This window comes from Bradyrhizobium sp. USDA 3311 (assembly GCF_054062495.1).
Genome location: NZ_JBSSFI010000001.1, coordinates 8539481 through 8564113 on the forward strand (window position 1 = coordinate 8539481; position 24633 = coordinate 8564113).

Here is a 24633-nt window from a genome sequence, read left to right on the forward strand (position 1 = left end):
TTATTAGCCCGCGGCCATTAACACTCGTGACCAATTCGAGGAGTTGTGTCGTGAGTACCGTCGTCGTCTTCAGCCTGCTGATCGGATCGTTGCTGGGAGGCCGATTCCGAGTCTTCATCCTGCCGCCTGCCATCATTCTCGGTGCAGCGATCCTCGGCGCGGGCGCGGTCTGGCAGGGACATGATTCGGGTCACACCGTTGTTACGATTCTCGTCTTTGCGGCGGTGCTCCAGTTTGGCTATTTCTGCGGCGCGGCTCTGGTCCGCGTGCGAGCGTCAGCCTATCGCGGCAAGGCCGCGCCATCGTTCGACAGCCGGAGCTTCGGCTAGTCCGCCTGGAAGCAGCGACGATCGGCGATTTACAGAGCTCCGGATGAGCCTTCAGCATCAGAAGGCGGGAAAAAAGCGGCTCTTGGCACCCCGATTCCGTCGATAGCATATTGACATCCCGGGCGAAGCTCTCTGAAAGAGTTGGGCCCCATGCCCACGACAGCGCCCCGAAATTCGCCCCGGCCGAAGCTACCGAACGGCGTGCGCATCTATGCGCTCAGCGACATCCACGGCTGCGCGCACCTGCTCGAACAGATGTTTGCCGTCATCGATGCGGACATGGCGAACAGCCGGCCCTATCGCGCGATCGAGGTCTTCCTCGGCGACTACATCGATCGCGGACCGGACTCGCGCCACACCCTCGACCTCCTGATCAGGCGCAGCCGCCGCCGCAACACGGTCTTCCTCAAGGGCAATCACGAGGCCTATTTCACCTCGGTGCTGGAGGACCCCTCGCGCGCCACCGACTGGTTTCAGTTCGGCGGACTCCAGACCCTGATGTCGTATGGCGTGTCGGCCGCGCCGGGCCTCAGCAAGGACGAACAGTCCGATCTCGTGCGCGAACTCACATCCGCGATGCCGCCGGAGCACATCGCGTTCCTGCGCCAGCTGCGGCCGACATTCACATGCGGCGACTTCTTCTTCGTCCATGCCGGAGTGCGCCCGGGCATTCCGCTCTCCGAACAGCGCGAATCCGACCTGTTGTGGATCAGGGACGAATTCCTCCAGAGCAAGAGGCGTTTCGGCAAGTACGTCGTGCACGGCCACACGCCGGTGCGGCAGGCCGAGCTGCTGGAGAACCGCGCCAACATCGATACCGGAGCGTACGCCACCGGAAATCTGACGCTGCTGTCCATCCAGGGCAACAGCATGCTCGCGATCTAGCCGCCCGCGCTCGCGCGCCACACTCTAATTGGTGGAGCTTGCCGGAGGCCGATATTCCGGAAAGCGGCTCAGCATCGCCGCCTTCAGGAACTTGAAATGCGCGATCGAGGCACCGAGCTCCTTGAGCCGGCGCTGGCCGTTCAGGATCTCCTTGTCGAACAGATCCTGGTGGTGATTGTCGAGCGCCTCGCGCTCAAGATATTCGTCATCGCCGTTGCCGAAGGTCACGGCCGCACGCGCCAGCACGTCTTCCACCCGGCGATTGAGGCCCGATTGCTCCCGCTCCGCCGCATGGAGCGCGTCCTCGATCGCGATCATGATGGCTTCGACCCGCGTACGATCGGTTTCGGCGTCGCGCTCGGGCGAGCGCGCACGGAACGTCTGCTCTCCCCCGAAACGGTCCTTCAGGAAGTTATGGGTGCGGGCCCGCAAGAAGAGCTGAAACATGCGTGCACTTTCCGGTTCGAGGCGCCAGACCAGAAAATGGGTCCGGGATGGTTAATAAAGATTGAAGCCTTCGCGCCGTTCGGTGCGGCTTTGCGCCATCCAGGCCCTCCAGGCGCCCTCGTGCTTCTCGTAGAGCTCGAGCCGGCGCCGCTCACCGGCATCCGGCCACACGTCACGGCCGCCGGACGCGACCTGCACCCGGCCCGGCGCCTGGCCACTGTCGAGCCGCTCGAACTCGAACGTCTCCTCGGGCGTCAGGCCAATCAGGACACGCCGGCCACCCGCATCGACGAAATAGCGCCGCGGCGCCGTGTTCGTCGAACTGGTGATGGCGTCTACCCGCGTTCCCGTCATGATCCACTCCCCTGCATCCACGCCCCTGCCTACAACCGTGCCACGCCGGTTGTAAATCATCGGAATACACGTCCGCGCCATCGCCAACACGATGCGCCAGTGTCATCTTCGAGTTGTGTCGAGATCATGATGAGCGCCGCTGATTTTCTTGCCACGCCCGAGATTTTTTGGGCAGCACCGTGCTTGCGAAGTGGTCCGCCGCGCGCTCAGCCGAAGAACCAGAGGAACAACCGCACCAGCAACAGCGTGATGAAGTACACCCAGCCCGCCATCGCAATCAGCGCAACGCTGAAAAATGCGCCTTCGAATGCCCACTCTCTGATCTTCGTGAGGGGAAGTGCCGCTCGCGCTCTCTGAAGCATCTCGGTCTTCTGATTGTTTGTTTGATTTGTTCTTCGCCGTTCGCGCGAACATAGCCGAACGAATTCGACGATCTCGTGACGAGTCGTCTGAGCGAAGTGCAATGCTGCTTGTCGGGATTTGCTTGCACCTTGCGCGTCGTCGCGATTGGATCGCTTCTCGTTCGGAGCGGTTGCGATCGACACCGCGCGGTGATTCAATTCAAATTGATTCCGCGCGACGCAGCCGCCGCGACGACGATTCTGCAATCGCGCGCAGGTGATCGCGGCAAGATCAAGTGATCGCTGCAAGATGATGTCTCCGGGTATGGCGCCCGTCAGTCGAGGATGCGGCGACCCGGCTCCGCACAACGGGTACGCGACGAGGCCGGCTTCGTGGCGGATCGGTCCGGCCACGATCTCCGCGACGCCGTGGATTCCGGCAAGGCCGGACGCGAGCCCGGCCGGCGTCCCCGCGAGGCTTCGAAAGCGGGCTTGGCGAAGGCCGTCCGCAGGCTCTGCGACAGCCGGACATGATGACAGAACATCCTCGATCGCGGCTGTCGGAGCGCGCGGATCGACCGCGGTTCACAAAAACACCGTGGTACTACGGAGCGCCGCGCGCCGATTTCATCGCGGTAAGGTTGAGCGGTTAGCTTAATCCGCGTTGTTTGTTGCGAATGCCGAGGGATCGCATATCCATCTTCACACCGGGCTGCCCCAAGCCCGGCCCCACCCAAGCAAAGCCGTCGAGCGAACATGGGTCCGCTTGGCGGCTTTGTCGTTGTGTCGACGAGAGGATGAATTCGGTTATGGCGCGCAGGCCCTGGTCGTTCAAGGAAGACCGCCGGCTGATGGAGTTGGCCAAGTCTTCGACTTCGCTGGAAGAGGCGGCAAAGCTTCTCGGTCGCTCGCCCGATGCGATCAAGCGCATGGCCTTGCGTCTCGGCCTGTCGCTGAAATCCAAGGGCAGCAAGAAGAACTAGCGTCCGTCGCGCCGGCCGTGCGCGACAGTTCACGGACGTGCGCGCCTGCCCGATCGACCGGTGAGCGGAAAGCCGCCAATCGACGCAGCCCGAACGCCTTCAGCGCACTCGATCTCTCCGCGCCTGGATGTTAAGCTGCCCGGCGATGAAGATTGATCATCGACGGGCTTCGATGTCCGCCCGATCGTTTGTTGGAGGAATGGATCATGTTGTCCCGCGCACTGGCTGTAGCTTTGCTCCTGGCTCTGCCCTCGATGGCGTCGGCGCAAGTCCCCGTGCGGTTCGGATTTCCGAATGGCGCGCCATGGTGTGCCTTTGGCTTCGATTGCAGATTTCTGAATTACCGCGAGTGCGCGGACTGGATCTATGATCCTGCGCGAAACTGCCTCAAGAATCCGTACTTCGCAGCCCACTACCCGACCGATGTCGACAAGGGCTGGTCCTACAATCGGCGCTGAACGTCGCCCTCCTGCCGACGACTTCGTCATGCGGTCGGGCGCGCGGCTTCGTGCCTGACCCGGCTGGCCCGGCTCGTCAATGACGAGAATTTGGGCAGGGACGATCGGCTGCCCCTCCGCAAAGCCGGAACTCTCGACCGCGCCCCGCATTGTTCCCGAAAGGAATGCGGGAGGCGGCGCCATGGCAAGCTCTTTCCTGATCGTGATGTCGATCTGGCTTGGCATCAACATCCTGTTCGTGGCCGTGAGATTGTGGGTCACAAGACCGGGGAGCCGGCGAGTTGATGACGCCCCCAGCCAATTCAGCATGAAATCGCGACTGCATCGCCACGCTTGACGTCGTCAGATGCGCAACCGCCGAAATGGGCCGTCTCTGCCGTTCGCTCGTGAACCTCGGTTCATGCCCGCGAAGGTCTATAAACCTTAACGATGTTCCTGGCTTTCGAAAGCGACCAGCGGGCCGACCGGTTATGTTGGCGCCATGCGCCGCAATCATCTCATCGCAGCCGCCGGAATCTGCCTCGCGCTCATCATCTATGCCACGCTGGCCAAGCTCGCGGGCAGGCCGGCGCTCATGGGCCATGCGGAGGCCTACTCGGTCGTCGTCATCGAGCGCTTCAGCGCCTACGGCCTGTTGGGCTTCCTGCTGTCGTTTCTGCTGCCGGGGCGCGTCAAACTGGCTTGCGCGTTCGTAGTGGCCGTTGCAGTCGGTCTCGAGGTTTTGCAGGCGGTGACGCCGGATCGTGATCCGCGGCTCATCGATGTGCTGCAAAAGGCCGCCGGCGGCACCGTCGGCGTCCTTCTGGCCCAAACCATCCTGGCTTTCCTGCCAAGGCCGCCGTCTTAGCGCGGCCGAGGGCGCGGCGGACCTACGCCACTCCGCGCCTGAGGCTTTCCTGCTGGGTCGCGAGAACTCCCGACATCTGCCGATGGGTTTCACGCAACGCCGCGATCGCATCATCGAGACCGAATTCGGCTTCGCGAATGGTCTCGAAGAACCGGGCCATCAAGGCGAGGTTCAGCTTGACGCGGGTGTTACCGTCGCGACTCTTGCGGCGATCGAGCGACAGATGCTGCGCCTGAAGCCGGGCTTCGGCAGCACTACAGCCGTTGAGCGTCGCGAGTTCGTCATATGTCATCCAGATTTGAGGCATGTCCCTGTCCGTCTTTTGTTATGGACCTCAACCTAGATTTCACCTCTAAAGGCACGGTTGCCGCAATGCGGTGACGAAGGGTTTTCGCGACAACAGCGTCAATGCAAAGCTAAGACGCGGGATCCTTTGCTGTATCCTTTGCTGTATCCTTGGGCGACGCAAATGGATGGCGCGGCCGGGAGCGGCTGTCGAGATTCTTGGGCAATTTGTCGGCATTGAGCTTCACGACCGCGCATCGAGCGTCGGCGGCAGGCGCATCTTCCTGGCTGTAGATCAGCGTCGCCTCGAATTTGACGTCGGGTGCTTCCTTGGCCGTGCCCGAGCAGGTCGCGACCAGGCCATTGCACACACCCGCAAGATCGACCTCGACCTCGTCCGGCCCGAACACGCTCGGCGGACCATCGGTGTGCCGGTTCACGGTCAAGACGGCCGAGAAGTGCTTCTCATTGACACGATAAGAGCCACCATAGGTGAAGAAGCTGTCGCTACCCGAGATCCGGCCCTCGATCAGATCCACGACGCCGGTGCCCTGGCCGCGCGGCGTCCTGAACCAGGCAGCGTATTTGCCGTCTCTCAACATACGAATTTCTCGGCGTGAAAATTGACGGGTATTTGCAACCAACTCTGGGGCGCGACAATGACCAAACCGCCAGCGCTTTCGGCAGGGTTAACGCCCCGAAAACCCGATCCATCGAATTGCCGCCGGCGCGCGACGCGACGGCACCGACGTCAAAACAATTCTATGCCGTCGTCGGCGGTCTCGACCGCCTCGATGCGCCGCGTGGCGGCGACCGACGCAAGCCCGAGCGTTTGCAGGAACTCCCGGTGGACGTCCCGCTCGCGCTCCATCGTGTAGCGCGCGAAGAGATCGTCGAGCATGGCCTCGTCCTGCGCACCCGGTTGCGGCCGCCGGGCGACCGCACTCGCAGTCTCGAGGCGCGCGGCCACCGCAGGCAAAGTCGCGGAGCTTTCGCCGAGCTTGCTCATCAGGCCTTGCGCCGAATTCATCAGGCTCTCGAATTCCGCTCCCTCGTCGACGAGCCGGCTCATCAGCTTGTCGAGCCGTTCGTTGCCGGCCTCGACCTCGCGCAGCGCCTGGAGGATCTGCGGCTCGAGGTTGGCAAGCTGCGTGGGATCGCCCTGCACGCGAAGCTCCTTCAGTGCCTTGGCCGAGCGCTCGATGCCGTCGAGCACGGGCCGGAGGCGCCCCGCCCCCGCCGAAACCTGGTCCGCAGTCGCCTTGAGCTCGTTGGCGATCACGACGAAGGCGCTGCCGCGGCTGCCGAGATGGCTTGCCTTGAGACCGGCATTCATCCCGATCAGGGTGATGTCGACGGTCGCATCGGCGAGCCCGGCGATCGCCTGGCGAAATTTCGCCAGCGTATCCTCGACAATGGCCAGCGCGTCATCGACCGCACGGCCGGCGCCCTCGCAGGTGGCGATGAGGGTCGAGGCATGCGCCAATATCTGCTTGATGCGCGTCAGGAACGACGACGAGCCGCCATCCTCACCGCCGAACAGGGTGCGGCCGTGGCCGACGACGCTGGCCGCATCATTCAAGATAGCCGCCAGCGCGCGAACGATCTGGCCGATGTCGCCACCGAACTCGCGCTGGGCGTCCCTCAGCTGGGCGGCCTGCAACAGGCAGATGGCGCGCGCGCCGTCATCGCTCGTGACGGGTTCGGGAACGAGGCTTGGTGAAGGTCCTGACGCAAGACCGAGACCGTGACAGACATGCTCGAGACGCTGGCGCGTACTGTCGCCGGCCTGCAAGGAAATGATCGCGCTGCCGACCGCCTCGGCGATCTTCCTGGTGCTGGCGCTGGCGAGATCGGCGACATGGCTGCTCTTGCTGCGCTGGTCGCGCAATCCGCCATAGGCCTCGCCGAGCTCGGCGCTCTCCGAGACCAGCTGGTTCCCGTAACGGCTCTCGAACTCCTTCTGCCGGCCGGAGGCGGTGGCAACGGCTTCCGACAGACGTTGCTGGTCCCGTGCGCAGCCCTCGATCGAGCGCTGCACGGCCTTGCCGAGATCGTAGGCTTCCTGCGTAAAGGCGAGAAAGCCTTCACGGTCGCCATCGAGCGAAGCCGCCTCGATCCGCGCGCTGCGCGCGATGATGGTGATCATTCCGATGTGCTTGAACAGCGGTTTGAGCAGCGAGGACGCCTCCTCCGTGCTCTTGCCGATCGTCGCAAGCAGTGCGCTCTCGGCCGGCAGCGTCTGCGCCAGCTCGCTGAGCCGCGCGGCGATCTCCTGCAGCGCGGTCGCGGCGCCCTCGATCTCGGCGCCGGAGAGCTCCTCGGAGAGCGTGGCGAGGCCCTGGTTCAGCTCCTTGAAGATGATGTGGCCGCGACCGAGCTCCCGACCGACGCGCGCAAAGACATCCTCGATGCGCGACGAGACATCCTCGATCGCCGCGGTCGCTTCAGTGAGCGTGGTGGCCGGAATGGCGGACATTGCAATCAACCTGCCACCGCGACGTGCCCGGCCTGATACCAGAGCATGATCTCGCGCGGAATATGGTGCAGCGGCACGACCTTCTCGACCCCGCCATGGGCGATGGCTTCCTTGGGCATGCCGAACACCACGCAGCTGTCTTCATCCTGTGCTCGCGTCGAGGCGCCGAGCTTGCGCATCTCCAGCATTCCGCGCGCGCCATCGTCGCCCATGCCGGTCATGATGACGCCGAGCGCGTTGGCGCCGGCGTGCTGGGCCGCCGAGCGGAACAGCACGTCGACTGAGGGGCGATGCCGCGACACCGGCGGACCGTCCTTGATCGCAATCTGGTAGCGCAGCCCGATACGCTGAAGCAGCATGTGACGGGCGCCCGGGGCAATATAGGCGCTGCCCGGCAGCACCGGCTCGCCGTCCTCGGCCTCCTTGACCCGGATCTGGCAGACGCTGTCGAGACGTCTGGCAAACGCCGCGGTGAACCCCGCCGGCATGTGCTGGACGATGAGAAGCGGAGGGCAGTGCGGCGGCAGCATCTCGAGGACGTCGTTGAGCGCCTCGGTGCCGCCCGTCGATGCGCCGATGCACACGATGCGCTCCGTCGTCGGCCGGACCTTGCCCTGCACCGGCGGCGGGATGATGGCGTCGGCCGTCAGCTTCTTCTCGACCACCCGGCGCTCCGCACGCGGGCGCACGCGGGCGCGCGCCGCCGACTTGACGGCCTCGCGCAGCCGCGTGGAGCATTCGAGCAGCGCCTGCCGCGTGTCGATCTTCGGCTTCGGCACGATGTCGACCGCGCCCGCCTCGAACGCCTCGAACATCACGTTCGAGCCTTCTTCGGTCAGCGAGGAGCAGATGATCACCGGGATCGGACGTTGCGCCATGATCTTGCGCAGGAACGTCATGCCGTCCATGCGCGGCATCTCGATGTCGAGGATCATGACGTCGGGGATCTCGTTCTGGAGGCGGCGCGCGGCTGCGAACGGGTCGGACGCGGTCCCCATCACCTCGATGTCCGGATCGTCATTGAGGATCGTCTGAAGGATTTGGCGCACCGACGCCGAATCGTCCACGATCAGCACGCGAACTTTCTCCCTCGGCATTCTGGTTGCGCTCCGGCTAGACCTTGAAAATGGTTGGCTGAACTTGCTTCAAACCCGGCACTGCACTGTGAATCATCGATTCCGAATGTCCGACCAGCAGATAGCCGCCGGGCCGCAAATGGCTGCACAATTGCTCGATCACCTTGCGCTGCGTCTCGCGCTCGAAATAGATCAGGACGTTGCGGCAAAAGATGATGTCGACGTCGCGGTCGACGGGATAGGACGCATCCATGAGGTTCATCCGCATGAAATGCGTCATGCGCCGCAATTCCGGCACCACCCGCACCTCGCCGCGCGACTTGTCCCGCGACGACAGGAAGTACCGCTTCACGAAGGGCTCCGGCACCGGCGCGAGAACGTCGCGGGTGTAGATCGCGGTCTTGGCAAGGCGCAGCACCGCGGTCGAGATGTCGGTCCCGAGGATGCGGTACTGAAACCGCGAGCCGTTCCGCGTCATGTCGTCCAGCACCATCGCGGTCGTGTAGGCTTCCATGCCGGTGGAGCTCGCCGAGCTCCAGATCTTCAGGTTCGCGTTCTTCCGTCCATGCAATTTGAGCAGGGCCGGGATTGCGACGTCCCGCATGAAAGTGAAGTGCTGGGGCTCGCGGAAGAAGTCGGTCTTGTTGGTCGTCACCACATCGATCAAATGGGTGAGCTCGGTGTCGAAATGCTCCGCCCCGAACAGGTTGTCGACATATTCGTTGAGGTCGGAGAAGTTCAGCGCGCGCACGCGCTTGTGCAGCCGCCCCTCCAGCATCAGCCGCTTGCCTTGGGGCAGCTTGATGCCGACCTGGCCCTCGATCAATTCGGCAATGGTCCGGAAGTGGCGGTCCGACAGATGCACGGCCATGTCCTGCACGGCGGGCATCATGGTCGCCGGCCCCGGTCCGAGATGGCCGCCTGCACTGAATGTCGGGCCACCCGGGCCATCTTGAATCCTACACGTTACCGCAATCACTGAAGACGGATCGGCCCCCGGTGGGGGCCGATCCCTCAGAGAGCCTTAGCGCTGGAAATCGGCGTCCCGATCGTCCTCGCCGTCGTTCATGTCGAAGGCGAAGCCACCGCCGCCCGCAACCTTCATGGCACGCGCGGGCTTGGCCGGCGGCTTCCTGGCCGGGCGCTCGACGGCCGCCATGGTGGCCGCCTTGGCGCGCAACTGATTGACCGCCCGGTCGATCGGTGCGGCCGCGCGGCCCTTTCCACCCTGCTCGATGCGGAAATAAGCGATAGTGGACTGGAGCTGCTCGGCCTGCGAGGCGAGCTCCTCCGAGGTCGAGGACACCTGCTCGGAAGCGCTGGCGTTCTGCTGGCCGACCTTGTCGAGCTGCTGGATCGCCTGGTTGATCTGGGCCGAACCGACGTCCTGCTCGCGGCAGGCCGCGGTGATCTCCTCGACCAGCTCGGCGGTCTTCTTGATATCAGGAACGAGCTTGGCAAGCATATTGCCGGCTTCCTGCGCGACCTTGACTGTTTCAGTCGAGAGCGTGCCGATCTCGGCCGCCGCAGCCTGGCTGCGCTCGGCAAGCTTGCGCACTTCGGAAGCGACGACTGCAAAGCCCTTGCCGTGCTCGCCGGCGCGCGCGGCCTCGACCGCCGCGTTCAGCGCGAGCAGGTCGGTCTGGCGCGCGATCTCCTGCACGATGGTAATCTTCTCGGCGATGGTCTGCATCGCGTTGACGGCGCGTCCGACGGCCGCGCCGCTGGCCTCCGCGTCCTTGGCCGACTGCGCGGCGATCTTCTCGGTCTGGTTGGCGTTGTCGGCGTTCTGCTTCACGTTCGAGGCCATCTCCTCCATCGAGGACGAAGCTTCCTCGGCGGACGAGGCCTGCTCGGTCGCGCCCTGCGAAAGCTGCTCGGCGCTCGCGGAAAGCTCCTGACTGCCGGCAGAGACGTTCTGCGCTGCCGTCAGAGCTTCCGACACGATCTGGCGGAGCTTTTCCACCATGCGCTCGAGGGCAAGGCCCAGCGTGTCCTTGTCCGACTGCGGCTTGGCCTCAACCATGAGATTGCCCTGCGCAATCTCGTTGGCGACGGCCGCAGTGGCGTTCAGGTTCACGGTCATCGCATTCAGCGATTTGATGAGATCGCCGATCTCGTCATTGCTGGACGACTCGATCTTACGGCTGAGATCGCCGATCGCCACCGCGTCGGCGAGGCCGACGGCCTGTGCCAGCGCGCGGCTGATGTTGAGGGCGATCCAGGTGGCGGCAACAGCGGCGATCAGGAGCGAGGCAATGACCAGGCTCATCAGCAGCATTTCGGCGCGGGCGCCGTCCTGCTTGGACTGCTCGGCCTGCTCCGCCATGTTCTTCTTGACGTTCTTGATGTAGCCGTCGGCTGCTTCCAGCGCGTCCGCGACGACCTTGCGGCCGTCATGCATGGACCGGTCCAGGGCCTTCGGCTTGTCGGACTTCGCGAGCCTGACCGTCTCATCCTGATAGGCGCTCAGCTTGGCAAACGCCGTGGAGAAGTTCTCCATCAGTTTCTTGCCGCCTTCGCTGGCGGCGGCGTGGATCTCGTCCTTGGACTTGATGAGCGCTTCGCGATTCTTGGCGAGGTCGGCTACGAACTGATCGTATTCAGCATCGGTCGCTGCGAGGATCGAGTTCTTTTCGGCGCGCACCAGAAACAGGATGCCTTCCTTGAGTTCCGCGGCCTTTTCCATGCGGCCCGCGCGGCTAACCAGAGTCTCGGTGGTGCCGACCATGTCCGACAGCTTCACATAGCCGACCGCGCCGGCGATCATGGAGAGCAGGATGACGACGCCGAAGGCGCTGGCAAGCTTGGCTTTGACGGTAAATCTCATGTCAATCTCGTTGGTTCGAATTGGGGGGCATACGCTTGACCATGCTTACTCTTGCAAACTCAGGCGGCGCGGGGCGCGTCGCGCCCTTCCGGGATCTCGTCATGCGCCATCAGCTTGGCGAGATCGAAGATCACGACGAATTTCTCGCCCTTGCGGCCGATGCCGGCGGCGTAGTCGGATTGCCATTTGCCACCGACCTCGGGGATGGGCTCGATCGCCTGCTCGTCGATGTCGGTGACCTCGAACACGCAATCAGCGACGAAGCCGACACCGACCAGACGGTCCTTCATCGGCACGTCGAGGATGATGATGCGGGTCGCCTCGGTCGTCGCCACGCTCGGCAGGCCGAGCTTGGTCCGGAGGTCCACGATCGGATAGCCGCTGCCGCGCACGTCGATCATGCCGAGCAGGAAGTTCGGCGCATGCGGCAGCCGCGAGATCGGACGCATGTCGAGAATTTCGCGGACGTTGCGGATGCTGATGCCGAACGTCTCGCCGGCGAGTCCGAGCGTCAGATATTGCGAGGTTGCGGCCATGCTGCAGTCCAGGGGTCCCGGGGTTTGCGAATGAGCACGATCCGGCACGAGGCCGGACCGCCTGATCAGCGTTGGAATTCGGCGTCGCGGTCGTCTTCGCCGTCGTGCATGTCGAACGCGAAGCCGCCACCGCCGGCGACCTTCATCGCACGTGCGGGTTTGCGGACAGGCGCGAGCTTCTTCACGCCGCGATCCGCCGCAGCCATGTGCGCCGCCTTGGCGCGGAGCTGGGTAACGGCACGATCGATCGGCGCCGGCGCCGCGCTCTCGCCGCGGCCGGCATGGTCGATGCGGAAGAACGAGATTGTGGACTGGAGCTGCTCGGCCTGCGAAGCGAGCTCCTCCGAGGTCGAGGAGACCTGCTCGGAGGCGCTGGCGTTCTGCTGGCCGACCTTGTCGAGCTGCTGGATCGCCTGGTTGATCTGGGCCGAACCGACGTCCTGTTCGCGGCAAGCGGCGGTGATCTCCTGGACCAGCTCAGCCGTCTTCTTGATGTCGGGCACGAGCTTGGACAGCATGTCGCCGGCCTCCCGGGCGACCTTCACCGTCTCCGTGGACAGCGTGCCGATTTCGGCCGCGGCCGCCTGACTGCGCTCGGCGAGCTTGCGGACCTCGGAAGCGACCACCGCAAAGCCCTTGCCGTGTTCGCCGGCCCGCGCGGCCTCGACCGCGGCGTTGAGCGCCAGCAGATCGGTCTGCCGTGCGATTTCCTGCACGATGGTGATCTTCTCGGCGATCGTCTGCATCGCGTTAACCGCACGACCGACGGCCGCGCCGCTGGATTCCGCATCCTTGGCGGACTGCGCGGCAATCTTCTCGGTCTGGTTGGCGTTGTCGGCGTTCTGCTTCACGTTCGAGGCCATCTCCTCCATCGAGGAGGAAGCTTCCTCGGCGGACGAGGCCTGCTCGGTCGCGCCCTGCGAGAGCTGCTCGGCGCTGGCGGAGAGCTCCTGGCTGCCGGCCGAGACGTTCTGCGCGGCGGTCAACGCCTCCGCGACGATCTGCCGGAGCTTCTCGACCATCACGTTCAGGGACCTGACGAGGTCGCCAATCTCATCGTTGCTGGCGGACGGGATGGTCTGGCTGAGATCGCCCTCCGCAACCGCGCCGGCAAGGCCAACGGCGCGGCCCAGCGAACGGCTGATCGAGATGGAAATCCAGAGCGCAGCCCCGATCGCAATCGCCAGCGAAATGCCGAGCAGCGTCATCAGCACGAACTGCGCCTGGTGGCCTTCCTCCTTGGATTGGACCGCCTGCTCCGCCATCTGCTTTTTCGTGTTGCCGACATAGGCGCTCATGGCTTCCATCGCGTCCGCGACGACCTTGCGACCGTCGCCCATGGAGCGTTCGGTCGCCTTTGCCTTGTCGGTCTTGGCCAGTCTGAACGTCTCTTCCTGATACGCATTCATCTTGGCGTATGTCACAGCGAAGCTGTCGAGCAGCTTCCTGCCGGCTTCGCTCGCCAACGCGTAGACCTCGTCCTTGGTCTTCAGCGCCTGGTCACGAATCTTGGCGGCATCGGCGGCAAACTGTTCGGCCTGGGCTTCCGCTCCGAGAATTGAATTCTTCTCCGCCCGCAGCTGAAGCAGGATATCCTTTTCGATTTGCGTCGCCTTCTCCATCCGGGTCGCGCGCAGGACCATGCTGTCAGCAGTGGCCATCATGTCGCCGAGCTTCATGTACGCGACACCGCCGGCGACCATGGACAGGACAATGACCAGGCCGAATGCGCTGGCCAGCTTCGCTTTGACCGTAAATCTCATTTCCAGCCCCTAAACCTCAAGTCCCACCCCTGGGACTCATTTCAATTCAGAATGCGTTCCATGTTGGGAACGATGACGAACTCTTCACGCCATTTGGCGATGAAGCGAATGAACTCCGGCTTCCAGTGCATGCCGACGCGCGGCGTCTGCTGCACGTCGGTCTGCGAGATCTCCGTGACCTCATAGACCTTGTCGGCGGTGACGCCGACCAGGACGGGCTCGCCGTCGAGCTCCAGCTCGATGACGACGATGCGCGTGTCGGCCGAGTTGTCGAGCTGCGGCATACCGAAGCGGATGCGCAGGTCCGCGAGCGGAATGACGTTGCCGCGTACGTTGATCACGCTGGGAACGAAAGCCCGTGCGCCGGCGACCTTGGTCACCGGCACGGGATCGATGATCTCGCGCACGAGGCCCGCGTCGAGCGCGAACTTCTCCTCGCCGAGGCCGATCATCACGACCTGCATCGCGTCGGCCTGATGCTCGCCGGCCAAAGTCTCGTTCATCACGCCGCCTCGCTGATGTGCTGCTTCTCGACCTTCGACTGCGCCAGCGCGACGAGCTGCGCGACGTCGAGGATCAGCGCCGCCGTGCCGTCACCCAGGATGGTCGCGCCCGAGAAGATCGTGACATCCGAATGCAGCTTGGAGAGCGACTTGATCACGGTCTGGTGGTTGCCGATGATCTGATCGGCGACGAGACCGACGCGGCTTTCACCGGTCGAGATGATGATCGTCTTCTGATGCCGGTCGGGCGCCCCCGACGACGACATGATCTCGCGCAGGCGCAGGAACGGAACGAGGTTGCCGCGGACGTTGAGGAAATTGCGGCCGCGCGAGCGCTCGTCCTCGGCCGTCAGCTCGACGCATTCCTCCACCGCCGACAGCGGAATGATGTAGCGGCCTTCGCCGACGCGGATCAGCAGGCCTTCGATGATCGCGAGCGTCAAGGGCAGGCGCAGCGTCACGGTGGTGCCCTGGCCCGGCTTGGTCGACAGGTCGATGGTGCCGCGCATGTTCTCGATGGTGCGCTTGACCACGTCCATGCCGACGCCGCGTCCCGACAGCGCCGAGATGGTCTGTGCGGTCGAGAAGCCCGGGTGGAACAGGAACTGGTGGATCTCGTGATCGGTCAGCACGGCGCCGGCTGCGATCAGGCCCTGCTCTTCCGCCTTGGCACGGATGCGCGCGGTGTTGAGGCCGCCGCCATTGTCCTTCACGGTGACGAGCACCTGCGCGCCGGAATGAACGGCGGCGAGCTCGATCCGGCCCTGCTCAGTCTTGCCGTTGGCGGCGCGCGTTGCGGTGTCTTCGATGCCGTGGTCGATGGCGTTGCGGATCAGGTGCACCAGCGGATCGGCCAGGCACTCGATCATGGTCTTGTCGAGTTCGGTGTCCTCGCCCGTGGTGACGAATTCGACCGGCTTCGACAGATCGCGCGACAGATCGTGGATCAGGCGGCGGAAGCGGCCGAACAGCGAGCCGATCGGCACCATGCGCGCGCCCATCGTGGTGTCGCGCAAGGAAGACGCGAGGCGCTCGATCTCCTCGGCGATCATCTTGATCGAGAGGTCGGAGCCGGACGATGCGAGCTGGGTCAGCCGCGCCTGGGCGATGACGAGCTCGCCGACCCGGTCCATCAGTTCGTCGAGGCGCTCGGCCTGGACGCGAACGGTGGCGATGCCGCGATCGTCGCGCTTGGCCTCGGCCTTCGGCTCCGGCTTCGGTTCAGATTTGGGCTCCGCCTTTGCGGCGGGCTGCGCGGCGATCGGCGCGGCAGCAGCCTCGACCACCGGCGCAGGCATCTCGGCCTCAGGCGCCGGCTCCTCGTCGATGAGCTGGAATAGCGGCATCGGCGCGGGCGCTTCGACATGCTCCAAGGGCGAGAGGGTCAGCTTCATCTCGTCCTGGACGAACATGAAGACGTCGTCGATCGCGTCCTTGTCGCAGGCCGCGTGCAGCTTGACGTCCCACTTCAGATAGCAATCCTCCGGCTCCATTTCGTCGAGGAACGGGATGCCGTCGGTAACAGGCACGACGAAGCAGGGGCCGAGCTTGCAGAGGTCTTCCAGGAGGTCGAGCGGGTTCGAGCCGTTGCGCAGGATGTGGGATTCGAATTCCAGATACAGGTGCCAGCCGGCCTGCTTGCTCTCGACCGGCGCCGCCGCCTCCGCGATCCCGGCGACCGGCACAACAGGCTGGTCGGACGAGACAAAGCGCTTGAGGTCGTCGAGGATGCCTTCGCCGATGACGTCATCGGTCGACTGGGGATCCTCGATCAGGGCGCGGATATAGTCCTTGGCGGCGAGCGCGACCGAGATCAGTTCCTGCGTCGGCTTGATCTCGCCCTTGCGGACGCGATCGAACGCGGTCTCGAATTCGTGGGTGAAGGAGGCGACCTTGTCGAAGCCGAACATGGCGCCCGAGCCCTTGATCGTATGCAGGGCGCGGAAGGCGGAATCGACGAGTTCGCGGTCATCGGGACGCAGGCCGAGATCGAGCAGGGCTCCTTCAAGAACTTCGAAGAGCTCACTGGCTTCCTGACGAAAGACCTCGGTCGGGTCCATTGCACTCATGCGCGCACCAGCTTGCCGACGACGGCGAGCAACTGCTCCGGCTTGAAGGGCTTGGTGATCCAGCCCGTGGCGCCGGCGCTCTTGGCCTCCTGCTTCACCGTGTCGTTGGATTCGGTGGTCAGGAACACGATCGGCATGCCGACCGCGCTCGGCAGCTTGCGCAGCGCCCGGATCAGCTCCAGCCCGTTCATGACCGGCATATTGAGGTCGGTGATCACGAGGTCGAGCTTGCCGGCCTGGGCCTTGGCGAGCCCTTGCGCACCGTCACCGGCCTCGATCACGTTATGACCGGCCGGCTCGAGCACGACCTTGATCATTTGCCGAATGCTGGGGGAATCGTCGACGGTCAGAATCGTGGCCATCAGGTGCCATCTTTCTTTTGCGGGAAGTGCTGTTCGATCATCGCCTCGCTGGCGAAGCCGGCGCGGCGAAGGGTGTTGCGCAGAGATTGGGAGAATGCGGTGAGCACCACCGGGCGGCCCTGGGCCTCGCCCGTCTTGGCGGTCGACAGCAGAAGCTGGATCGAGGTCACGTCGGCCTTGTCGACGCGCGAACAATCGATCTCGAGCCGCTGCTCGCGGCCGAACGCCTCGCGAATGAGGTCATAGACGCTGCGAATGGCCGCGATGCTGCAATCGGCGGGTAACCGCAACGACCACTTCGGCTCCGTCGGATTGAGCGCCATCGCTGCCCCCGCCCTTGCAAAATTCCGATACACGTTTGACGCGAATCAAGTGAGCAAACCCCTAACGGAGAGGTCCGTACAACTACGGGTCACATTCCCGAGGACTTCGCGCAATTGCATGCAACGGTGCATAGCCTGCTGAAATCGCATGCGAGGCGCGCATATCGCAGCGCGTGCGCACGCACGGCGCACTTGCTTCGCGTTAAATTCGCACGGGTTATGCAGTCGGTTCGTGCCCTTGCCAGCGAAGAGAGCCCCGGCCGCCGATGCTGACCCAAGCGCTTCTGGTTGACGACAGCCGTTCCGTCCTCAACTTCCTGAAACGTCACATCGAGGCCGAAGGTCTGGTCGAAGCCACCACCTTCCTCGATCCCGTGCAGGCACTGGCCTGCGCACGGGAGCGCGTCTTCGACCTCGTGCTGGTCGACTACGAGATGCCGCACATGGACGGCATCAGCTTCATCCGCACGCTCCGCACCCTTCCCGGCTGCGTCGACATCCCTATCGCGATGATCACGTCGCGGCAGACCGATGACGTCAAGATGGAAGCGCTGCAGGCCGGTGCAACCGATTTCCTGCCCAAGCAGCCGCAGAGCGTCGAGATGACGGTGCGTCTACGGAATTTGATTCAGCTTGGTGCAGCCGTACGCAAGCTCAACGATCGCGCCGCGCATCTGGCCAGTGAAGTCGCGGCCGCGATACGCAAGCTCGGCGAGCGCGAGGAAGAGATCATCCTGCGGCTCGCGCTCGCGGTCGAATACCGCGACAACGACACCGGCGAGCACACCCTGCGGGTCGCCCGCTACAGCCGCATCATCGCCGAGCAGCTCGGCCTGCCGGCCCGGCTCTGCCGCGACATCTATCTCGCCGCACCGCTGCACGACGTCGGCAAGGTCGCCATTCCCGACAATATCCTGCTCAAGCCCGGCCGGCTGACCGACGAGGAGATGGCGGTGATCCGCACCCACGCCACGATCGGCGAACGGATCCTGGCGGACTCCAGTTGCGAGCTGATCCAGCTCGGTGCGCAAATTGCCGCAGGCCACCACGAGCGCTGGGACGGCGCAGGCTATCCGAACGGCCTCAAGACGGACGAGATCCCGGTGGCCGCACGCGTGGTCGCGGTCGCCGACGTGTTCGACGCGCTGACGACGCGGCGGCCATATAAAGAGCCGATGCCGCTCGAGGCGGCGCGCAATTACCTGGTCGAGAACCAGGGACGGCAGTTCGACCCGGCCTGCGTCGAGGCTTTTCTGTCGCGCTGGAACGAAGTCATGGAGATCGCTGCCGGGCAGCAGGCGACGCCATTTCAGAAGACGGAGGCGACGCTCGCCCCAGTCATGGAGAGAGCCGTCGAGGGCCGGCCGGCCGAAGACCGTTCGCCGCAGGCCGTTCCGGCCGCCTGAGATCGCATATCCCGGCAACAGCTTGCCGCGGCTCTGTTTTCTCCGGTCGCCGGTTTGAACCTGTTCCTGATAGAGTGCACCAATGTCTAAGAGTGATTCCGGTCACACTTGCCTGGGCGCTCCGCTGCTAAACATCGAACCAGGACGGGACCGGTAGAGCATCGGTAGAATTGAATGAGAATCCCCATGAGAAGCCTGATCGGCGCCGTTGTCGGCGCGCTCTGTGTGGCGACCCCCGCCCTGGCGGAGACCCCGGCCGCGATCGTCGAGGACGTCCAGGGCAAGGTCGACGGCATCGCGTTCATGGACTATGTGGCGCCGGGCAAGATCATCAAGCTCGGCCCGAAGGCGAGCGTCACGCTCAGCTATCTCAAATCCTGCCTGCGCGAGACGATCAGCGAAGGCGTCGTGCTGGTCGGCGCCGAGCAGAGCACCGTACAGCTCGGCGAGGTCAAGCGGGACAAGGTGCCCTGCGACACCAACGCGGCGAAGCTGTCCGAGCGAGAGGCCAACCAGAGCGCCGCGACCACCTTCCGCACCATGCGCTCGGACGCCAAGGGCGCGCCGGCCAAGCTGCCGACGATCTACGGCGTCGCACCGCTGGTGCAGGCCAAGAGCGGCAGCACGCTGGTGATCGAGCGCACCGACGGCAAGGAACCCACGATCACCGTGCCGCTGAAGAATGAGGTCATGATCGGCGGCAAGTTCTATGATTTTGCCAAAGCCGGGAAATCACTGACCCCCGGCGGCAGCTATCTCGCCATCCTCGGCGCCAAGCGCTATGCCTTCCAGGTCGACGCCAGCGCCACCTCATCGCCGACGCCGATCGTCGGCCGCCTGCTGCGGCTCGAATAGGCGGCTTGCGACGGGGCGATGCGGCGGATCGGAAGGCGGGACATCGTTGCAGCGATCCTGATTGCGCTCTTCGCGGGCGCGGTCTTCACGTCTCCGCCGCTTCAGACGCTGCAGGGCCTGTCGCTCGACATCCTCACCGCGATGCGCGGCAAGCTGGTCGGCGACCGCCGCGATCCCGCGACATCGCCGGTCGTCGTCGTGGCCATCGACGGGGAGACCTACGACACTCCGCCCTTCAAGGGATCGCCGACGCTGACCTGGACGCGCGAAATTGGCCGCGTGCTCGGAAGCATCACTGAGGGCGGCGCCAAGGTGATCGGCTTCGACGTCATCTTTCCCAGCTCGATCGAGCAGTCGGAGATTCCCTTCGGCGACGCGCCACTCGGCAGCCGCATGAAGGGTTTTGACCGGGACTACCTCATCGCACTCCGGCAACTCTCCGACAGCGGCAAGCTGGTGCTCGGCGAGATCCTGAGCAACGACCATCCGGACAGGCCCTACCGCGCGCAGCAACTGGCGGTGAAAAACAATATCCGCGCCCTCAACGTCCATACCGACCCCGACGACGTGATCCGGCGGATGCCGCTGAGCTTTGCCATCGACGGCAAGCCGGTCCCTGCGATGGCGATCGAACTCGCCGCGCGCGCGCTCGGCACGACGCCCGGGACCGGACCATCCGGCGCGATGCAGCTGTCCGGCTACACGATCCCGAGCGCGGTCCCCAACACGTTGACGCTCAACTACCGTGCCATGGGCCGCGACATCCCTGCCTATTCCTTCGCCGACCTGCGTGCCTGCGTCGAGAAGGGCGACCACGATTTCTTCCGCCGTGCCTTCGAGGGCAAGGTCGTCCTGCTCGGCACCGTCCTCAATTTCGAGGACCGTAAGCTCACCTCGATGCGGCTTTCCGGCGGATATGACGGCTCGCCCGCGCCGCGCTGCGCCCTGCCCGCCCCGGCGGGCACCGCGCAGAAGGCCCGCAGCGACATCGCCGGCGTGTTCGTGCATGCCACCGTCGTGCGAAACCTGATCGAGCGCGACGCCGTGACCGAGCTCGGCTTTCCGGCGCGGACCATCCTCACAATTGCGTTCGCGGCGATCATCGCCTGCGCGGCCTGCATGCTCGCGCCTGGCGGCGCTGTGATCGCCTGGCTCGCCCTCACCGCCGTTTACGCCGGTGTGGCCGTCGCCGCGTTCGAGCATGCCCTGGCGCTGCCCTTGACGGAGCCCGCGCTCGCGAGCCTGGCCGCGCTCGCGATGATGATCGGCTACCGTTTCATGCTGGCCGATCGCGACGAGCGTTTTCTGCGCAGGAGCTTCGCCTTTTATCTCGCGCCCGAGGTGATCGAGACGATGGTAGCCTCCGGCAAGATGCCGGCGCTCGGCGGTGAGATGCGCAACGTCACCATGTTCTTCTCCGACCTCAGCGGGTTCTCCTCGATCGCAGAGACGATGACGCCGGGCGAGCTGGTCACGCTGATGAACGAATATCTCTCCGCCATGACCGACATCATCGAAGGCCATGGCGGCTATGTCGACAAATATATCGGCGATTCCATCGTCGCCATGTTCGGCGCGCCGGCCGACGATCCCGCCCACGCGCGCAATGCCGTCCGCGCGGCGCTGAAGTGCCACGAAAAGCTGGCGGACCTCAACGCCAACAACGCCGCCTTCGCGGGCCACGGCCTGTCGCACCGCATCGGGCTCAACAGCGGCGAAGCCGTGGTCGGCAATATCGGCTCCCGCCGCCGCTTCAACTACACCGTGATGAGCGACACCGTGAACGTCGCCTCGCGGCTCGAGGGTGCGAACAAATATTACGGCACCGCGATCATGGCCTCGGAGGCGACAGTGGCGCAGACAGGTGACGCCTTCGCCTGGCGCGAGCTCGACGCAATCAGGGTGCTGGGCCGCGGCGAGGCGATCAAGGTGTTCGAGCCGCTGGCGGAGAGAGACGGGGAGAGTGCCGAGCAGAAGAAGGTGACGGCGTTGTATGCGGAAGGACTGGCCTGCTGGCGCGCACGGGAGTTCGCGAAGGCGGTTGATGTGTTCGACCGGCTAGCCAAGGTCGATCCGCCATCGTCCATGTTTGCAAAGCGCGCCAGAGCGCTTGTCGCAAATCCACCGTCGCTGGAATGGACACCAGTCAACACGCTTGAAGGGAAGTAGCCGCGTCAGCCGAGAGCGCTAGCTTCCCCTCTCCCCTTGCGGGAGAGGGTGGCTCGCCGCAAGGCGGCGAGACGGGTGAGGGGTTTCTCTCGGCGCATCCAACTCTCACTTGAATTCGCGGAGACATACCCCTCATCCGGCGCTTCGCGCCACCTTCTCCCACAAGGGGAGAAGGGAGGGCAGCATCGCGTGTTGCGCGATCATCTCGCTCAAAACGGCAGGCCCACATAGTTCTCCGCGAGCAGGCGCTGCGCCGTTTCGGACGAGAACAGATATTCCAGCTCCGTCTGCTGAAGACGATCCTCATAGTCGAGACGATCGGGGAAGCGATGCAGCAGCATCGTCATCCACCAGGAGAAGCGCTGCGCCTTCCAGATCCGCGCCAGCGCCTTGGCGGAATAGCCTTCGAGGCCGGAATCATCGCCGCTCTGATAATGTGCGAGCATGGCATGGTAGAGATAGTAGATGTCGGAGGCGGCGCTGTTCAGCCCGCGCGCGCCGGTGGGCGGCACGATGTGGGCGGCATCGCCGGCGAGGAACAGGCGGCCATAGCTCATCGGTTCGGCGACGAAGCTGCGCAATGGCGCGATGCTCTTTTCGATCGCGGGCCCCGTGATCAAGCGGCCGGCGACCTCTTCCGGCAGGCGGCGCTTCAGCTCGGCCCAGAACGCGTCGTCCGACCAGTCCTCGACCTTGTCGGTGAGCGGCACCTGGATGTAGTAGCGGCTCAGCACCTGTGAACGCAGGGAACACAGCGCAAAGCCGCGCTCGTGCTTCACATAGATCAGCTCGGGCGAGACCGGCTTGGTGCGCGACAGCACCCCGAGCCAGCCAAACGGATAGACCTTCTCGTATTCGCGCAGCACGTCCTTTGGGATCGACCTGCGGCTGACGCCGTGGAAGCCGTCGGCGCCGACGATGTAGTCGCAATCGACGCGAACGATCTCGTCGTTCGAGCGGTACGTCACGTAGGGGCGGTCCGACGCGAGATCATGCGGCGTCACGTCCTCGGCATTGTGCACGACCTTGCCGCCAAGGCGGTCGCGCGCCTCGTAGAGGTCGCGCGTCAGCTCGGTCTGGCCGTAGACCAGCACCGAATTGCCGCCGGAGTGCTTGTGCAGATCGATGTGGGAGAGCACCCCGTCATGGGCGATCTCGAACCCCCGGTGGATCTCGCCTTCGCGGTCCATCCGCTCGCCGCATTGCGCCTCGCGCATCAGTTTCGCAAAACCGTGCTCGAGCACGCCGGCGCGGATCCGGGCCAGCACATGGTCGCGGCTGTATTTCTCCAGCACGACCGTGTCGATGCCCTTCAGATGCAGGAGCTGGGACAAGAGCAGCCCGGACGGCCCGCCACCGATGATACAGACCTGAACTTTCATTTTCGCGTCCTCCCGTCGGCACTTTTTTGCAGATTCAGCCGCGCAAACCGATGGAGGGTTTCGTCTTTGTCTTGTACTATTCGAACATGAAAAGCGCCGCCCCTGCCCCCGCGATCCGCGTCTACAATCTGTTCGGCGAGTCCGGCGACCTGCCCGACGTCGTGCATTGTGAGACGATCGCGTCCCGCTCCGTACTTCACGACTGGACCCTGGCCGTGCACCGCCATGCCCGGCTGCACCAGGTCCTGCTGATCGAGCGCGGCGGCGGCGAGGCGACGCTCGACGGACGCGTGGTGCCGTTGAAGCCGATGCAGATCGTCAACGTACCCGTCGGACACGTCCACGGCTTCCGCTTCGTGCCTGAGACCCAAGGCTGGGTGCTGACCATCGCGGCGGAGATTCTGGACGAGGCGCTGCTCGCCGCCGAAGGCCTGCGCGGGGCCCTGTCACAATCAGGCGTGGTGCGCGGCACCCCGCAGATCCGCGCCACCATGAAGCAGATCTTCGCCGAACACGCCGCCCGCGATTTCGGCCGCGCACATGTGCTGCGCGCTTTGTCGGCAGCCATGATCGGGCTGGTGGCCCGCGCGCTCACGAGCGAGACCGGTGGCAATGGCACTGCCGAATCCGGCCTGTTCCGCCGCTTCGAGGCGCTGCTCGAGCAGCATCATCTGGAACGCTGGAGCGTCGCGGACTACGCAGGCGCGCTGTCGATCACGCCGACCCATCTCAACCGGGTGACGCGGGCGGCGACCGGCGACACCGCCTCGCACCTGATCCTCAACCGCCTGATCCGCGAGGCACGGCGCAACCTCGTCTACACCAACCTGCCGGTCTCGACGATCGCTTACGCGCTCGGCTTCGAGGACCCCGCCTATTTCAGCCGCGTTTATGCCGCCGCCACGGGGCTATCGCCGCGCGCCTTTCGCACCCGGCTGCATGGTGATGAAGGCTGACACATCAGCCGATCGAACAGCCGCGCCCATGGTCGAAGGCCACGCTGGGAACCGCAATGGCCTTTGTTGCCCGCGCTGCCACTTACCTTCGTATATCGGGCCCTATCCTTTGGATAGAGGCCCTTTACCTCAGTACAATTGAGTAGGGAACGCGCGCGCCTTAGCCTGGCTGCATTCGGCGCCCTGGCGCTAGTGGCATTGGATCCTCCCTAACCTGGGCGCAAGACGGCCGCCCCTGTCCGGTCGTCTGCGCTGCTTTTTCGGCAAGCCATCGGTGCCTTCATTGTTCTTCCGGCCGACACACCGCGCCCTGGCGGTGGGATCGGCCGCCTTTCGCGTGCAACTGGAGATTTACGCATAATGTCTTCGATTGAGAAGATCGCACTCTTTATCGATGGCTCCAATCTCCATGCCACCTCCAAGGCGCTCGGCTTCGACATCGACTACAGGCGTCTGCTCGGCGAATTCCAAAGCCGAGGTGCGCTGTTGCGGGCCTTCTACTACACGACCCTCATCGAGGATCAGGAGTATTCGTCGATCCGCCCCTTGATCGATTGGCTCGACTATAACGGATACACCGTCGTCACCAAGTTCACGAAGGAATTCGTCGACGCCATCACCGGCCGCCGCAAGGTGAAGGGCAGCATGGATGTCGACCTCGCCGTAAATGCGATGGAGCTCGCCGAGCACGTCGATCAGATCGTGTTGTTCTCGGGCGATGGGAATTTTCGTTCGCTGGTGGAAGCGCTGCAGCGCCGCGGTGTCCGCGTGACGGTCGTCTCCACACTCTCCACTCAGCCAGCCATGGTCGCCGACGACCTGCGCCGACAGGCGGACGTATTCATTGATTTGGCAGAACTGAAACCAAAAGTGGGGCGCGATCCGGCCAATCGGCCGGGATCGCGCGAGATGCGCCAGTTACCGCAATTCCTCGCGCGCGTAGCGATCGATCGCGGCGACCAGGTGGAGTGATCCTGCGGGAGGCCGCACGACTC

25 protein-coding genes are annotated in these 24633 nt (G+C 64.4%); 9 read left to right on the forward strand and 16 right to left on the reverse strand.

What is annotated here, in order from left to right; translation table 11 throughout:
• The first annotated feature begins 50 nt into the window (after positions 1–50).
• The gene (locus ACVWW6_RS40585) at positions 51–329 is read left to right on the forward strand and encodes a hypothetical protein (protein ID WP_231166650.1); all 279 of its coding nucleotides are present in this window, start codon (positions 51–53) and stop codon (positions 327–329) included.
• Positions 330–479: 150 nt separating this feature from the next.
• Complete coding sequence (locus tag ACVWW6_RS40590) at positions 480–1214, forward strand: metallophosphoesterase family protein (RefSeq protein WP_304551067.1); 735 nt, start codon at positions 480–482, stop codon at positions 1212–1214.
• Positions 1215–1238: 24 nt separating this feature from the next.
• On the opposite strand, the gene ACVWW6_RS40595 is transcribed toward ACVWW6_RS40590, so the two are convergent.
• From ACVWW6_RS40595 to ACVWW6_RS40605, 3 genes are all read right to left on the reverse strand, one after another.
• Positions 1239–1661, reverse strand: coding sequence for a hypothetical protein (locus ACVWW6_RS40595; RefSeq protein WP_456682740.1), 423 nt, complete (start codon positions 1659–1661; stop codon positions 1239–1241).
• A 51-nt stretch (positions 1662–1712) separates the two neighbouring features.
• Positions 1713–2015 (reverse strand): hypothetical protein, encoded by a 303-nt coding sequence (locus ACVWW6_RS40600; protein ID WP_028174304.1) that lies wholly within the window; start codon positions 2013–2015, stop codon positions 1713–1715.
• A gap of 206 nt (positions 2016–2221) precedes the next feature.
• Positions 2222–2770, reverse strand: coding sequence for a hypothetical protein (locus tag ACVWW6_RS40605; RefSeq protein ID WP_304551066.1), 549 nt, complete (start codon positions 2768–2770; stop codon positions 2222–2224).
• A 383-nt stretch (positions 2771–3153) separates the two neighbouring features.
• On the opposite strand from ACVWW6_RS40605, the gene ACVWW6_RS40610 reads away from it, so the two are divergent.
• Positions 3154–3339: a hypothetical protein gene (locus ACVWW6_RS40610; protein WP_129557530.1), complete on the forward strand. Its 186-nt coding sequence runs from the start codon at positions 3154–3156 to the stop codon at positions 3337–3339.
• A 939-nt stretch (positions 3340–4278) separates the two neighbouring features.
• Positions 4279–4644: a VanZ family protein gene (locus ACVWW6_RS40615; RefSeq protein WP_011085140.1), complete on the forward strand. Its 366-nt coding sequence runs from the start codon at positions 4279–4281 to the stop codon at positions 4642–4644.
• A 22-nt stretch (positions 4645–4666) separates the two neighbouring features.
• Here the strand turns inward: ACVWW6_RS40615 and ACVWW6_RS40620 are convergent, their stop codons facing one another.
• The 12 genes from ACVWW6_RS40620 to ACVWW6_RS40675 form a co-directional block, all read right to left on the reverse strand.
• Entirely contained in the window at positions 4667–4951 is a 285-nt protein-coding gene (locus tag ACVWW6_RS40620) for a hypothetical protein (RefSeq protein WP_028174300.1), read from the reverse strand.
• Between the two features lie 109 nt (positions 4952–5060).
• Positions 5061–5531, reverse strand: coding sequence for a hypothetical protein (locus ACVWW6_RS40625; protein ID WP_028174299.1), 471 nt, complete (start codon positions 5529–5531; stop codon positions 5061–5063).
• 149 nt (positions 5532–5680) lie between these two features.
• Complete coding sequence (locus ACVWW6_RS40630) at positions 5681–7408, reverse strand: chemotaxis protein (RefSeq protein WP_304551064.1); 1728 nt, start codon at positions 7406–7408, stop codon at positions 5681–5683.
• Positions 7409–7413: 5 nt separating this feature from the next.
• On the reverse strand, positions 7414–8505 hold the full coding sequence (locus tag ACVWW6_RS40635) for a protein-glutamate methylesterase/protein-glutamine glutaminase (protein WP_011085136.1): 1092 nt from the start codon (positions 8503–8505) through the stop codon (positions 7414–7416).
• Between the two features lie 16 nt (positions 8506–8521).
• The gene (locus ACVWW6_RS40640; RefSeq protein WP_011085135.1) at positions 8522–9376 is read right to left on the reverse strand and encodes a CheR family methyltransferase; all 855 of its coding nucleotides are present in this window, start codon (positions 9374–9376) and stop codon (positions 8522–8524) included.
• Between the two features lie 132 nt (positions 9377–9508).
• Positions 9509–11314 carry a methyl-accepting chemotaxis protein gene (locus tag ACVWW6_RS40645; RefSeq protein WP_028174297.1) on the reverse strand — a complete coding sequence of 602 codons (1806 nt, stop codon included), beginning with the start codon at positions 11312–11314 and terminating at the stop codon, positions 9509–9511.
• A 59-nt stretch (positions 11315–11373) separates the two neighbouring features.
• On the reverse strand, positions 11374–11850 hold the full coding sequence (locus tag ACVWW6_RS40650; protein WP_028174296.1) for a chemotaxis protein CheW: 477 nt from the start codon (positions 11848–11850) through the stop codon (positions 11374–11376).
• Between the two features lie 65 nt (positions 11851–11915).
• The gene (locus ACVWW6_RS40655) at positions 11916–13613 is read right to left on the reverse strand and encodes a methyl-accepting chemotaxis protein (RefSeq protein ID WP_456682741.1); all 1698 of its coding nucleotides are present in this window, start codon (positions 13611–13613) and stop codon (positions 11916–11918) included.
• Between the two features lie 41 nt (positions 13614–13654).
• Entirely contained in the window at positions 13655–14116 is a 462-nt protein-coding gene (locus tag ACVWW6_RS40660) for a chemotaxis protein CheW (protein ID WP_162185819.1), read from the reverse strand.
• Entirely contained in the window at positions 14116–16185 is a 2070-nt protein-coding gene (locus ACVWW6_RS40665; protein WP_161536160.1) for a chemotaxis protein CheA, read from the reverse strand. The genes ACVWW6_RS40660 and ACVWW6_RS40665 overlap by 1 nt, the downstream gene beginning before the upstream one ends.
• On the reverse strand, positions 16182–16547 hold the full coding sequence (locus tag ACVWW6_RS40670; RefSeq protein WP_008142319.1) for a response regulator: 366 nt from the start codon (positions 16545–16547) through the stop codon (positions 16182–16184). Before ACVWW6_RS40670 ends, ACVWW6_RS40665 begins: the two co-directional genes overlap by 4 nt.
• Positions 16547–16870: an STAS domain-containing protein gene (locus tag ACVWW6_RS40675; RefSeq protein ID WP_038966600.1), complete on the reverse strand. Its 324-nt coding sequence runs from the start codon at positions 16868–16870 to the stop codon at positions 16547–16549. Before ACVWW6_RS40675 ends, ACVWW6_RS40670 begins: the two co-directional genes overlap by 1 nt.
• 266 nt (positions 16871–17136) lie before the next feature.
• On the opposite strand from ACVWW6_RS40675, the gene ACVWW6_RS40680 reads away from it, so the two are divergent.
• The 3 genes from ACVWW6_RS40680 to ACVWW6_RS40690 all read left to right on the forward strand — a co-directional run bounded on the left by ACVWW6_RS40680 (position 17137) and on the right by ACVWW6_RS40690 (position 21300).
• Complete coding sequence (locus tag ACVWW6_RS40680; protein ID WP_456682742.1) at positions 17137–18276, forward strand: HD domain-containing phosphohydrolase; 1140 nt, start codon at positions 17137–17139, stop codon at positions 18274–18276.
• A gap of 186 nt (positions 18277–18462) precedes the next feature.
• The gene (locus ACVWW6_RS40685) at positions 18463–19131 is read left to right on the forward strand and encodes a hypothetical protein (protein WP_060910768.1); all 669 of its coding nucleotides are present in this window, start codon (positions 18463–18465) and stop codon (positions 19129–19131) included.
• A gap of 18 nt (positions 19132–19149) precedes the next feature.
• Positions 19150–21300, forward strand: coding sequence for a CHASE2 domain-containing protein (locus tag ACVWW6_RS40690; RefSeq protein WP_456682743.1), 2151 nt, complete (start codon positions 19150–19152; stop codon positions 21298–21300).
• A 209-nt stretch (positions 21301–21509) separates the two neighbouring features.
• Here the strand turns inward: ACVWW6_RS40690 and pobA are convergent, their stop codons facing one another.
• Positions 21510–22682 carry a 4-hydroxybenzoate 3-monooxygenase gene (gene pobA / locus ACVWW6_RS40695; RefSeq protein ID WP_456682744.1) on the reverse strand — a complete coding sequence of 391 codons (1173 nt, stop codon included), beginning with the start codon at positions 22680–22682 and terminating at the stop codon, positions 21510–21512.
• 50 nt (positions 22683–22732) lie between these two features.
• On the opposite strand from pobA, the gene ACVWW6_RS40700 reads away from it, so the two are divergent.
• The gene (locus ACVWW6_RS40700; RefSeq protein ID WP_011085124.1) at positions 22733–23638 is read left to right on the forward strand and encodes a helix-turn-helix domain-containing protein; all 906 of its coding nucleotides are present in this window, start codon (positions 22733–22735) and stop codon (positions 23636–23638) included.
• Between the two features lie 360 nt (positions 23639–23998).
• Positions 23999–24610, forward strand: a complete 612-nt coding sequence (locus tag ACVWW6_RS40705) for a LabA-like NYN domain-containing protein (RefSeq protein ID WP_161536163.1) — start codon at positions 23999–24001, stop codon at positions 24608–24610.
• Positions 24611–24633 lie beyond the last annotated feature (23 nt).

What these genes read in the sequence shown, in the direction of transcription:
- ACVWW6_RS40590 (WP_304551067.1), top strand. Translation starts at nt 480, where the DNA reads ATGCCCACGACAGCGCCCCGAAATTCGCCCCGGCCGAAGCTACCGAAC.
- ACVWW6_RS40595 (WP_456682740.1), bottom strand. Translation starts at nt 1,661, where the DNA reads ATGTTTCAGCTCTTCTTGCGGGCCCGCACCCATAACTTCCTGAAGGAC.
- ACVWW6_RS40600 (WP_028174304.1), bottom strand. Translation starts at nt 2,015, where the DNA reads ATGACGGGAACGCGGGTAGACGCCATCACCAGTTCGACGAACACGGCG.
- ACVWW6_RS40610 (WP_129557530.1), top strand. Translation starts at nt 3,154, where the DNA reads ATGAATTCGGTTATGGCGCGCAGGCCCTGGTCGTTCAAGGAAGACCGC.
- ACVWW6_RS40615 (WP_011085140.1), top strand. Translation starts at nt 4,279, where the DNA reads ATGCGCCGCAATCATCTCATCGCAGCCGCCGGAATCTGCCTCGCGCTC.
- ACVWW6_RS40620 (WP_028174300.1), bottom strand. Translation starts at nt 4,951, where the DNA reads ATGCCTCAAATCTGGATGACATATGACGAACTCGCGACGCTCAACGGC.
- ACVWW6_RS40625 (WP_028174299.1), bottom strand. Translation starts at nt 5,531, where the DNA reads ATGTTGAGAGACGGCAAATACGCTGCCTGGTTCAGGACGCCGCGCGGC.
- ACVWW6_RS40630 (WP_304551064.1), bottom strand. Translation starts at nt 7,408, where the DNA reads ATGTCCGCCATTCCGGCCACCACGCTCACTGAAGCGACCGCGGCGATC.
- ACVWW6_RS40635 (WP_011085136.1), bottom strand. Translation starts at nt 8,505, where the DNA reads ATGCCGAGGGAGAAAGTTCGCGTGCTGATCGTGGACGATTCGGCGTCG.
- ACVWW6_RS40640 (WP_011085135.1), bottom strand. Translation starts at nt 9,376, where the DNA reads ATGATGCCCGCCGTGCAGGACATGGCCGTGCATCTGTCGGACCGCCAC.
- ACVWW6_RS40645 (WP_028174297.1), bottom strand. Translation starts at nt 11,314, where the DNA reads ATGAGATTTACCGTCAAAGCCAAGCTTGCCAGCGCCTTCGGCGTCGTC.
- ACVWW6_RS40650 (WP_028174296.1), bottom strand. Translation starts at nt 11,850, where the DNA reads ATGGCCGCAACCTCGCAATATCTGACGCTCGGACTCGCCGGCGAGACG.
- ACVWW6_RS40655 (WP_456682741.1), bottom strand. Translation starts at nt 13,613, where the DNA reads ATGAGATTTACGGTCAAAGCGAAGCTGGCCAGCGCATTCGGCCTGGTC.
- ACVWW6_RS40660 (WP_162185819.1), bottom strand. Translation starts at nt 14,116, where the DNA reads ATGAACGAGACTTTGGCCGGCGAGCATCAGGCCGACGCGATGCAGGTC.
- ACVWW6_RS40665 (WP_161536160.1), bottom strand. Translation starts at nt 16,185, where the DNA reads ATGAGTGCAATGGACCCGACCGAGGTCTTTCGTCAGGAAGCCAGTGAG.
- ACVWW6_RS40670 (WP_008142319.1), bottom strand. Translation starts at nt 16,547, where the DNA reads ATGGCCACGATTCTGACCGTCGACGATTCCCCCAGCATTCGGCAAATG.
- ACVWW6_RS40675 (WP_038966600.1), bottom strand. Translation starts at nt 16,870, where the DNA reads ATGGCGCTCAATCCGACGGAGCCGAAGTGGTCGTTGCGGTTACCCGCC.
- ACVWW6_RS40680 (WP_456682742.1), top strand. Translation starts at nt 17,137, where the DNA reads ATGCTGACCCAAGCGCTTCTGGTTGACGACAGCCGTTCCGTCCTCAAC.
- ACVWW6_RS40685 (WP_060910768.1), top strand. Translation starts at nt 18,463, where the DNA reads ATGAGAAGCCTGATCGGCGCCGTTGTCGGCGCGCTCTGTGTGGCGACC.
- ACVWW6_RS40690 (WP_456682743.1), top strand. Translation starts at nt 19,150, where the DNA reads ATGCGGCGGATCGGAAGGCGGGACATCGTTGCAGCGATCCTGATTGCG.
- pobA (WP_456682744.1), bottom strand. Translation starts at nt 22,682, where the DNA reads ATGAAAGTTCAGGTCTGTATCATCGGTGGCGGGCCGTCCGGGCTGCTC.
- ACVWW6_RS40700 (WP_011085124.1), top strand. Translation starts at nt 22,733, where the DNA reads ATGGAGGGTTTCGTCTTTGTCTTGTACTATTCGAACATGAAAAGCGCC.
- ACVWW6_RS40705 (WP_161536163.1), top strand. Translation starts at nt 23,999, where the DNA reads ATGTCTTCGATTGAGAAGATCGCACTCTTTATCGATGGCTCCAATCTC.